The sequence below is a fragment of the Cronbergia sp. UHCC 0137 genome (assembly GCF_034932285.1).
Taxonomy (GTDB): domain Bacteria; phylum Cyanobacteriota; class Cyanobacteriia; order Cyanobacteriales; family Nostocaceae; genus Cronbergia.
Window position 1 is genome coordinate 112,231 of the sequence record NZ_JAYGHC010000005.1, and the last position, 11,395, is coordinate 123,625.

Sequence of the window (11,395 nt, forward strand, 5' to 3'; positions counted from 1 at the left end):
GGTTAATCTTTCTTAATCAAGTTTTTGTAGTTGGGCTACTCTGGGGTCTATGATTTTTTGTCCTAAGCTGGCGAATTTAATGGCTACGGAAATTTTGTTTCCTTCGCCGAAAATATGGCTTATTTCGCCAATACCAAAGCTTTTATGCAAAACTCTATCGCCTACTTGCCAATTCTCGGTTTTTTGTTGTTTATCACTGGTTGTTGTGGCGGGTTTAGTGAAGCTGCGACTTGTTTTTTGGCGAGTTGTTAATAGTTCTTGGGGTAGTTCGTCGAGAAATTGCGATCGCATGGCTGGTTCTCTTGTACCATATAATCTTCTTTCTCTAGCGTGGGATAAGTGTAACCTTTCTTGGGCGCGGGTGATGCCGACGTAACATAAACGACGTTCTTCTTCTAAGGCTTGAGGATCTTGTAGGGAACGGTAGCCGGGGAATAATCCCTGTTCTAAGCCGACTAGAAAGACTACGGGAAATTCTAACCCTTTGGAGGCGTGTAATGTCATTAAAGAAACGGCGGTTTGTCCTTCTTTGAGGTTGTCTAAGTCGGAAGCTAAGGCCGCACTTTGTAAAAATCCTTGTAGGGAAACGTCTTCACCGGCGTTTTCTTCTTGAAATTGCAGTATGGCGTTATAAAGTTCATTTACGTTGCTGATTCTATCGTCGGCTTCGTCTGTACCTTGATTTTGCAAATCTTGGATATAACCAGAATCTTCTAAAATTCCTTGCAAAATTTCCGAACCAGGAACTTGTGTAATTTGTGTTTGACTTTTTTGAATCATGGCTGCAAAGTTATTTACAGCTTTGGCCGAACGTCCAGCTAAGGTGTTGACTGAGGTTTCATCACTTAATATTTCCCACAGGGTTGTACTTAATTGCTGGGAAGCGTTCATTAAAGCGTCTATGGTGGCTTTTCCAATTCCTCGCCGGGGGGTGTTAATAACCCGTAATAAGCTGACTGTATCGGCTGGGTTAGCGATCGCTCTTAAATAAGCTATCACATCTTTGATTTCTTTCCGGTCATAAAATTTCATTCCTCCTACTACTGTGTAAGGAATTTGATATTTAACTAATAATTCTTCAAAGGGTCGAGATTGAGCATTAGTCCGATAAAGAATGGCAAAGTTACCCCAATTTATCTCAGGATTTTGATATTCTAAAGTGCGGATTTGATTGATGACAAATTCTGCTTCTGCCATTTCATCATCGGCTTTATAAAAATAAATTTCTTCACCTGCTCCTCTGGTGGCTTTGAGAATTTTATCAATGCGTTGGGTATTATTTTCTATTAATTCGTTAGCTGCTTGGAGAATATTTTCACAGGAGCGATAATTTTCTTCTAATTTGACCATTGAGCGGGTATCATCATCTGCTAAACCATCACCAAAGTCTTGTTGAAACTCTAACAAAATGGTGAAGTCTGCCATTCTAAAACTGTATATTGATTGGTCAGCATCCCCAACTACAAAAACTGAGCGATTTTGCCATTTCCAAGCATTTTTATCATTTTCGCCATTGGTAACTAATAGACGAATTAGATTATATTGAGTTCGGTTGGTGTCTTGATATTCATCTACGAGAATATGACAAAATTTGCGATGCCAATAATTTAATACCTGTTGATTTTGTTGAAATAAGCGGGTAGGAACAAGAATTAAATCATCAAAATCTAGGGCGTTATTTTGTGCTAGTTTTTCTTGATAACGATTATAAACATCGGCAATGACTCTACCGCGATAATTTGGTTGTTCGTTTTCAAATTCTTGGGCAGATAAGCCTTGATTTTTGGCGTTACTGATGGCGTAACGGACTGATTTAGGTTCAAATTTTTTATTATCTAAGTTTAGATCTTTAGTAACAATTTCTTTTATTAAAGTTTGGACATCGGATTCATCAAAAATAGAGAAATTTTTATTCCAGCGTCGTCCCTTTTCGTCTGTGTATTTTTCAATATCAAAGCGGAGAATACGGGAAAGTAAACTGTGAAATGTACCACACCACAGGTTTTTGATAGTATCTTTATAAACTTGCGATCGCAATTGTGTTTGTTCGTATTCTGGTAATAAATCGAACTTTTTACCATGTTGACTAATTGCTAGTTGTTCAGCAAATAGCTTTTGGATTCTCTCTTTCATTTCCCGTGCGGCTTTGTTGGTGAATGTCACCGCTAAAATATTTTCGGGATGAACACGATGGGTCAGAATTAAGTTAGCAATGCGATAAGTTAGCGCTCGAGTTTTGCCAGAACCAGCACCAGCAACGACGAGTAAGGGTCCGCAGTAGTGTTCTACGGCTTGGCGTTGATTGGGGTTAAGGTGGTTGAGAAAGTCAGTGCTTGTTGTCATTAGCCCAGGCTACAAAAAAGAGAATCAATACATACAATTCTAGGCTATTAAATTAGGACTGACGCATTGTAAGTGATCGAAACACAGCTTGCGCTATCGCACCCCCCCCACAGCCACAAAAATATTTGACAAAAATTGACAATATTTGCCATAATCAAATCATCAGTAAAGATAAAAAATTATTAGCTATGACTACAGTAAATATTTCTCTTCCCGATTCTATGCGGGACTTTATCAATGAACAGGTTGAAAAAGGTGGCTACAGCACCACAAGTGAATATATTCGACACTTGATTCGTCAAGAATTAGAAAAAGTGTCACAAGCACGAATAGAAACATTACTATTAGAAGGCTTAGATAGCGGTGAAGCAATTGAAATTACGGATGAATGGTGGGAACAAAAACGCACCCAACTTCTTGAAAGAATCCGCAAATAATAGCAATGACTAGACGAATTGTAATTAGACCAAAAGCTAGTGTTGACGTTGACGAACAGTTTGCTTATATTGCCCAGAGTAATTTTAATGCGGCATTGAGTTTTTTTGATGCTATAAGGGAGACTTTTTCACAATTGGCAATAGCTTGGAAAAATCCAATTTATTCTTGCACTGTTAAGGGTAAACGCACTGTAAAGCTAGAACCGATTTCAAGTTGACTATTAACGATGATTTCACCACCCATCATTTGACAAAAGTGATGGCTAATGGCTAGTCCTAAACCAGTGCCGCCATATTTTTTTGTTGTGGATGTATCTCCTTGGATAAATGGTTGAAATAAATTTTCTTGTTGATGGGAAGACATTCCAATTCCGGTGTCGGTGACGGTAAATTTAATAAAATCAAATGGTTCTTTTTTTTCGGTTTTGATGGTTAGGGTAATTTGTCCATTGGTGGTGAATTTGGCGGCGTTGCTGAGTAAGTTTAATAATACTTGTCGCATTCTAGTTTGATCAGCATACATTGTTCCTAGTTGGCGATCGCTATCGACTATCAAGGTATTACCATTTTTTTCAATGGCTGGCTTGACTGTGAGAACAACATTGTTAATTAAAGTCGAAATTTCAAATGTTTCTGGATAAAGATTCATTTTTCCAGCTTCAATTTTTGATAAATCCAGAATGTCGTTAATTAATGCGAGTAAATGTCTACCAGCAGAATTAATTGTTTCTAAGTCTGTGATAAAATCAGGTGTTAATTCTAAATCGGTAGCGTCATCTTGCAAGAGTTGACTTAACCCAATTACCGCATTTAAGGGGGTGCGTAATTCGTGGCTGACGTTGGCTAAAAACAAACTTTTGGCGGAACTGGCAGCTTCGGCTAGTTCCTTGGCTTGTTGTAGTTCCTTGGTGCGCTCAGAGACTCTTTCAATCAGCCGGTTGAGCGATTTAGCTAGTAAACCAATTTCATCATCACTATTGACCGGTGCGCGTAAATCAAAATTCGACTTTCTTGCCACTTGTTCAGCAACTTGGGTTACAGTGATCACAGGTTCAGCGATCGCTCGACTGGTACGCCAAGCAATCACCGCCGCGATCGCTCCAGATACCAGCATACTCATAATCACCATCAACCTTTCTACACCCTTAGCTTGCTCTACATCCCTGTATCTCTCATATTCCTGTTCTTGAGCAATCCGCAAAATCGTCGTCAATTGTTCCGAGAGATGATCTAGTTTTACCGCAGTTTCACCACGCATAATTGCTAACAACTGCTTTCTAGCTGACGCAAACTGCTCTAAACTCACCGGATATGAGTCAAGTTGCTGCAAAACAGCCTCTATTTGTTGAATATAGGATTTTAAATTTGTAGAGTAATCCTGTAATAGCTTCTGTAAAATTGCCCGTGAAACCGCCAACCGTTGAGGTTTACTATCTATGAACCCAGCTATTTGTTGTTCTAATTTTTGTGCTTTTTGGATAGAATTGAGAAAATCAGATTCCTTTTTTTGTAGCTGTTTTGCATCTTCCAATACAGCAACTAAATTAAAACTGTGCAATTGCGCTCCTACCACCGCATCTCGATAATTAGCTAAAAGTTGTCCTTGCTCACTGGCTTGATTAAATTGTCTGATTTCTCTACCCCGGTAGTAGTTAGCCAGCACCAATCCAGTCAAAGAACCAAAAAAACCAATAGCGATCGCCATAAAGTAACCATAGCCGATTTTTTGATGAATCCGCCAAGAACTGCTATGAAGTTTCCCCTGTACGGAAAATTCCCCGGTTGAGAGTTCTTCTGAACTGCTATCAAGCAAAGTTGGTTGTTGATCTGGCATTCTTTCAATCTCCTTACCCTCCTACCAAAATCACTAAATTAGTCTAACTTGTGCTATACCTGCGGTAAGGTAGCGATCGCTCTAAAAGTGATTAAAATCAATCAAGTCAGTCAACAGCGTTATCTTAGCTCCTAACCCTATATCCAGCATCTATCCATAATCTTCTGATAAATTAATCTGTAGCCGGACTTTAAAATAGCTTAAATATCAGATAAAATCGGCGTTTAGGCTTGTGTACATGAGAGGTAAACTGATTTTTGCCTAATTTGTACTTTATTCTATCCTTCTACGGACTTTCTACCTTGTAGTTGTTGCAGTAGAGGCGACGGGATAATTAAGGTTATAGGATACAAAAAGCTATTTGTAGCCTAAACTGAATGCTTACAATTGCGCTGAAGCAAAAATCAATTGCCTACTCAACAGCCTTTTAGTTGTAATTGTCCCGATAAAAAACTCAACTGTCAAAACATGGAAGTGAAAATGCAAGAACCAGAATACACAGAAACCAAGTCCAAAGAAACCACAATCCCAGAGATTAACACCCAAACAGGAACTATTACCAAACTTCAGCCTCCTGTTCAGTCTCAAGAACAATGGTTAAAATACGGTCAACAAATTTCTGGCTTTTTAGGCACATTACCTGAATATATAGGTAGTTTTTTCAACCAATACAAGCAGCCTCTAGTTAGCGTCGGTCTAATTGTGACAGCAGTAATCACAGTTAAGGTACTCTTGGCAGTATTGGATGCCCTCAATGATATTCCCTTAGTAGCACCTACTTTTGAATTGATTGGTATTGGTTACTCAGTTTGGTTTATTTACCGTTATTTACTCAAAGCCTCAACCAGACAAGAGTTAACCAGTGAAATTACAACTCTTAAATCACAAGTAGTTGGTCAAGATGGTTCAGAATCTTAACATCTAATTGTTGTTACCTCCAAGAGAAAATTAAAACGTTCTTAACTGCTAAATTTACCCTCTCTATTTCCAATTAGACTTGGTTAAGGAGAGGGTAAATTATTAAGCAAAAGTAGGAATAGGGAATAGGGAACAGATAAGAAACTTTAGTTTTGAGTTTAAAGATCAGCGAAAAGTGTCATTACTTCAATATCATGTTTTTACAGCAAATTGTCATCAAACCTGGAACAAGAACCCCACCCCCCTCCCCGCAAGCGAGGAGGGGGCTAAGATGTATACTAAAAATTATTTCTCTGTGTCCTCTGTGTCCTCTGTGGTTCGTTTCTTCTTTATCCGTAACTCGTTTTTCTATTCCCTATTACCCGTTAAAAGTTCCCTCTAAAACTTATTGAAGATTGTGGTAATCTACCAATTTCAAGTTTTTAACTCTTACTGAATTTATTATGGATACAATAGAAGAGGAACTGAAAAACCATAGTCAGCAACAGAAACTAACACAATTCAGTCAACTTGCATTGGTAGAAACAGAATTAACTTCCCTTTTAAATAATTGTGTGATGCTCGTTGCCGAAAGTTTACAAATTGAGTCTTGCCAGATTTTTAAACAACTTTCAGATTGTGATGATTTAATATTACAAACAGGAGTAAATAGAGCAAAAGGAAGAACTAACTATATATTTATTCCTCCAGATGACACTATTTACAAACCTAATGAAATTAATGATGGAATAAGTGTAGTAATTCATGGAAAAAAGCAGCCATTTGGTGTGTTAAAAGTAAAATTTAACAACCAGGAAAATTTACTAAACGATAACTTTTATTTCTTACAAAGTATTGCTAACATATTAGCGATCGCTATTGAACGTCAACAGACAGAAGAAGCACTAAAAAAGACTGAAGAACGTTATTCTTTAGCCGTATTAGTTGCTCGTGCCACTAATGATGTATTGTGGGATTGGGATTTAGTAACTAATCAGGTGTGCTGGAATCCATCTGTAGAAACACTTTTTGGCTATACCATAGAACAAATCCAGCCTGATATTGTTTGGTGGCGTGAACGAATACATCCCGAAGAAAGACAGCGAATCGCGGCAGATATGCGGACTGTAATTGATAGTGGTAAACAATTTTGGTCGAATGAATACCGTTTTTTGCGTAGGGATGGGACTTATATTTACATTTTTGATCGGGGCTATGTTGTTCATAACCAAAAAGGAAAGCCAGTGCGGATGATTGGAGCGATGATGGATATGAGCGATCGCAAACGCAGTCAAGCAGAATTACAAAGGCAAAACTTGCGATCGCAATTATTCGCTAATATCACGCTCAAAATTCGTCAGTCTCTACAAATTGATGAAATTCTCCAAACTAGCGTTACCGAAGTCCAAAAACTCCTGCAAGCAGATCGAGTTTTAATTTTGCAACTACATAAGAATGGTTTATTTGAAGCAGTTAAAGAAGCTGTTGTTCCCGGTTTACCTATAATTTTAGGACAAAACATTACTCATGCCTATTTTGGAGAAAATGACATTACCAAATATCATCAAGGAGAAATTAGCTCAATTACCAATATTGAACAAGCACAAATTAAACCTGATTATATAAAATTTCTCCAGCGATTTGGGGTGAAAGCTCACCTTGTTGTCCCGATTTTTATCAAAAATCAAATTTGGGGATTACTTATTGCCCATCAATGTCTCCATCCCCGACAATGGACTAATTGGGAAATAGGACTTTTACGCCAACTTGCCGATCAAATTAGTATTGCTTTAGCTCAGAGTTTGATTTTAGAACAGGAAACTCATCAACGCCAAGAACTTATCCGTTCCAACGAAGAACTACAACAATTTGCCTTTATTGCTTCCCACGATTTACAAGAACCACTGCGTAAAATTCAAACCTTTAGCGATCGCTTACAATTAACCTGTGGAGATGCCTTAAACGAACAAGGACGCGATTATTTAGCAAGGATGCACAATGCGACCCAAAGAATGCAAACTTTGATAGAAGATTTGTTAACCCTTTCACGAGTTACTACCAAAGCGCAACCATTTATAATGGTCAATTTGGCACAAATTACTCAAGAAGTTTTATCTGATTTAGAAGTGCGGATTCAGCATACTCAGGGACATATAGAAGTAGGGGTTTTACCCATCATTAAAGCCGATCCTCTACAAATGCGACAATTATTCCAAAACCTTATCGGTAATGCCCTCAAATTCCATCGTCCAAATGAACCACCTATTGTCAAAATATATAGTCAGTTTTTAAACAATCCATCTGATAATTCTGCTGTGACTGAAGAAGTTTGTCAAATCATCGTTGAAGACAATGGGATTGGCTTTTCAGAAAAATATCTTGATCGGATTTTTAATGTTTTTCAACGTCTGCACAGTCGCAGTGAATACGAAGGTACAGGTATCGGTCTAGCCATTTGCCGGAAAATTACTGAACGTCATCAAGGTAGTATTACAGCCCAAAGTTACCCAGGAAAAGGGTCAAAATTCATCATCAAATTACCAATTAATTCTCATTTATAAAATTTATTCCTATAGGAGGATTACCAGCACACACAAAAATAGTGTTAATGATAAAAATGTGCGCGATCATTTATGATAATTAAATAATTAATCTAAAGGAGATAATCCACAGTGAATGGTCGGCAAGCAACCGTCACCATCTTAATGGCTGATGATGATGAAGAAGACGGCTTATTAGTTCGTGAAGCTTTAGCTGAAAGTCGATTGCCTATTGAATTACATATCGTGGAAAATGGTGAGGAATTAATGGATTATTTATATCACCGTGGTTTATATACTGATATTGATAAAGCACCAAGACCTAGTTTAATTTTGTTGGATTTAAATATGCCTAAAAAAGACGGAACTGAGGTACTGAAAGAGATTAAAAGTAACCCCAAATTATGGCAAATTCCCGTTATCATACTGACAACATCTAGTGCAGAAGAAGATATAGTTAATACTTATAACTTGGGTGCAAATTCCTTCATTATTAAGCCAGCAAATTTTACTTCTTTAGTAGAGATGATGAAAACTTTAGGAAAATACTGGTTTGAAATTGTCAAACTGCCATTATGAGCAATGGGAGGAAAAAAATGGATAATCAGGCAATTAAAGTCTTGTTAATTGATGATGATGAAGATGATTATATTTTAACTCGTGATTGGTTTAGTGAATTTCAGGTTACTGGCTGTGAGTTGACATGGGTGGAAAGTTATGAATTGGCAAGACAAGCGATCGCACTGGTTCAACATGATGTCTATTTAATCGACTACCGTTTAGGGGCTAATAATGGCTTAGAACTGCTACGGGAAGCGGTTGCTTATGGTTGTACTTCTCCCTTAATTTTATTGACCGGTCAAGGCGATCGAGAAATAGACTTGGAAGCGATGAAAGCGGGAGCAGCAGATTATTTAGAAAAAAGCCAACTGACAGCACCTCTATTAGAACGTTCTATCCGCTACGCTATTGAGCGCAAACAAACAGAACACAAAATCCGCCAACAGGCCGCTTTACTCAATGTTGCTACGGATGCCATTTATGTTAGTGATTTAGATGACCAAATCCTATTTTGGAATAAAGCTGCTGAAGGTTTATATGGATGGAAAACCGAGGAAGCTTTGAAAAAAAAGACACAGGAACTCTGGCAAGAAAAAAAATTATCGAAGTTGCCAGAAGCTTTGAATATGTTAATGAAACATGGTTCATGGGAAGGAGAACTCTATCAAATCACTAAATCTGGCCAGGAAATTATTGTCGAAAGTCGTTGGACTTTAGTGCGCGAGTTTGGTCATAAAACTCAATCAATTCTGGTAGTTAACACTGATATTACTCAGAAAAAGCAACTAGAAGCCCAATTTTTACGCACTCAACGGTTAGAAAGTATAGGAACTTTAGCTAGTGGAATTGCCCATGATTTAAATAATGTTTTAGCCCCGATTTTAATGACTGCTCAACTTTTAGAATCGCAAATAAAAGACGAGCGATCGCGCCAAATTTTACCCATTTTAATTAATAATGCCAAACGGGGAGCGAATTTAGTCAAACAAGTATTATCTTTTACCCGTGGTTTAGATGGCGATCGCACTATCCTCCAACTCAAACATTTAATCATCGAAATTCAACAAATTGCCAAAGAAACCTTTCCTAAATCAATAGAAATTTTTACTCAAATTTCACCCGATCTTTGGACAGTATTTGGTGATGGAACTCAACTACATCAAGTATTAATGAATTTATGTGTAAATGCCCGTGATGCCATGCCCAATGGTGGAACATTAAAAATATCTGCCGAAAATTTTCTAGTTGACGAAAATTATGCTCGAATGCACATAGAAGCTAAAGCAAATCATTATGTTCTCATAACCGTAACCGATACAGGCATTGGCATCCATTCCAAAATCATAGATCGAATCTTTGAACCATTTTTCACTACTAAAGAACTTGGACAAGGCACAGGTTTAGGACTTTCTACAGTATTAGGAATTATTAAAAGTCATAATGGTTTTATTAATGTCTATAGTGAAGAAGGAAAAGGCAGTCAATTTAATATTTATTTACCAGCACAAGATGAAACAGAAAACATAGAAGACCCAGAGATACCCTTAATTTCCGGCAACGGAGAGTTAATTTTGGTCGTAGATGATGAACCCGACATTTGTGAAATTACCAAAACATCCCTAGAAAGATATAACTATCAAGTAATTATCGCCCGTGATGGAATTGAAGCCATAGCCTTATATGTCGAACATCGTGATCAAATATCTCTAGTTTTAACAGATATAGTCATGCCTTGTATGGATGGACTAACTACCATTCGCACAATCCAAAAAATTAACCCAAATGTCAAAATTGTTGCTGTCAGTGGATTAGTAACCAGCGATAAAGTAAATGCAGCTTATGATTTAGGTGTAAAAGCCTTTTTATGTAAACCTTACACAGCAAATCAACTCTTGCAAACTATTAATACGGTGAATGGGTGATTGGTGATTGGTGATTGGTGATTGGTGATAAATTAATTATTCCTCCCCTGCTTCCCCTGCTTCCCCTGCTTCCCCTGCCCCCTGCCCCCTGCCTCCTGCCTTTAATTACCAAGCAATTCCACGGCATCTCGTCCGTCGTAATCTTGTAGGTAAACTTTCACAATTTCTTCTTTAGCTGTAGGTAGTTTTTTACCAATAAAATCTGGGTGAATTGGTACTTCTCTATGACCTCGATCTACTAATACAGCTAACCGAATCACCTCTGGTCTACCATACTCATTGACTGCATTTAAAGCAGCACGAATTGTCCTACCTTTAAAAATCACATCATCTACAAGTACAACCGTTTTCCCCGTCAAATCAAAAGGAATATCAGTTTTTGCTGGAGTTCTTAAACCAATTTTGTCCAGATCGTCCCGATAAAATGTAATATCCAAAGATCCCACAGACACGTTAATACCTTCGAGGTTTTCAATCTGACGTGCTAATAAGTCAGCTAAAGGGACACCTCTAGTATAAATACCCAGCAGAACCAATTGGGACAAATCACGGGTCTTTTCCACAATCTGAGAAGCAATACGAGTCAAGGTACGACGTAGTTCTTCTGATGAGAGAATTTGTACTACTTTGGTAGACATAGATATAAGTAGGGTTTGTCAGGAGTCAGGAGTCAGGAGTCAGCACTTCGGCTACGCTCAGTGACCGGAGTCAGGAGTCAGGAGGCAGCACTTCGGCTACGCTCAGTGACCGGAGTCAGGAGTCAGGAGGCAGAAATTATTGTTCATTTTCATGGAATAATCGTTCATCTCCACAGGAAAATCGTTCATCTCCACAGGAAAATCGTTCACCTCCATAGAATGA

At 38.0% G+C, this 11,395-nt stretch carries 8 protein-coding genes; 5 read left to right on the forward strand and 3 right to left on the reverse strand.

What is annotated here, in order from left to right:
* Nucleotides 1-12: 12 nt before the first annotated feature.
* Complete coding sequence (pcrA, locus tag VB711_RS03745; RefSeq protein WP_323284367.1) at nt 13-2,343, reverse strand: DNA helicase PcrA; 2,331 nt, start codon at nt 2,341-2,343, stop codon at nt 13-15.
* Between the two features lie 125 nt (nt 2,344-2,468).
* Here pcrA and VB711_RS03750 point away from each other — a divergent pair, with 125 nt between their 5' ends.
* The gene (locus VB711_RS03750) at nt 2,469-2,780 is read left to right on the forward strand and encodes a type II toxin-antitoxin system ParD family antitoxin (protein ID WP_323284368.1); all 312 of its coding nucleotides are present in this window, start codon (nt 2,469-2,471) and stop codon (nt 2,778-2,780) included.
* Nucleotides 2,781-2,940: 160 nt separating this feature from the next.
* Here the strand turns inward: VB711_RS03750 and VB711_RS03755 are convergent, their stop codons facing one another.
* On the reverse strand, nt 2,941-4,614 hold the full coding sequence (locus VB711_RS03755; protein ID WP_323284370.1) for a sensor histidine kinase: 1,674 nt from the start codon (nt 4,612-4,614) through the stop codon (nt 2,941-2,943).
* Between the two features lie 480 nt (nt 4,615-5,094).
* On the opposite strand from VB711_RS03755, the gene VB711_RS03760 reads away from it, so the two are divergent.
* The 4 genes from VB711_RS03760 (at nt 5,095) to VB711_RS03775 (ending at nt 10,534) form a co-directional block, all read left to right on the forward strand.
* Nucleotides 5,095-5,532 carry a CAAD domain-containing protein gene (locus VB711_RS03760; protein WP_323284429.1) on the forward strand — a complete coding sequence of 146 codons (438 nt, stop codon included), beginning with the start codon at nt 5,095-5,097 and terminating at the stop codon, nt 5,530-5,532.
* Between the two features lie 443 nt (nt 5,533-5,975).
* The gene (locus VB711_RS03765) at nt 5,976-8,072 is read left to right on the forward strand and encodes a sensor histidine kinase (protein WP_323284371.1); all 2,097 of its coding nucleotides are present in this window, start codon (nt 5,976-5,978) and stop codon (nt 8,070-8,072) included.
* 111 nt (nt 8,073-8,183) lie between these two features.
* Nucleotides 8,184-8,630 carry a response regulator gene (locus VB711_RS03770; protein WP_323284372.1) on the forward strand — a complete coding sequence of 149 codons (447 nt, stop codon included), beginning with the start codon at nt 8,184-8,186 and terminating at the stop codon, nt 8,628-8,630.
* Between the two features lie 17 nt (nt 8,631-8,647).
* A complete protein-coding gene (locus tag VB711_RS03775) occupies nt 8,648-10,534 on the forward strand; it encodes a response regulator (RefSeq protein ID WP_323284373.1) in 1,887 nt (628 codons plus the stop codon).
* 101 nt (nt 10,535-10,635) lie between these two features.
* On the opposite strand, the gene pyrR is transcribed toward VB711_RS03775, so the two are convergent.
* The gene (gene pyrR / locus VB711_RS03780) at nt 10,636-11,172 is read right to left on the reverse strand and encodes a bifunctional pyr operon transcriptional regulator/uracil phosphoribosyltransferase PyrR (protein WP_416233552.1); all 537 of its coding nucleotides are present in this window, start codon (nt 11,170-11,172) and stop codon (nt 10,636-10,638) included.
* Between the last annotated feature and the right edge of the window lie 223 nt (nt 11,173-11,395).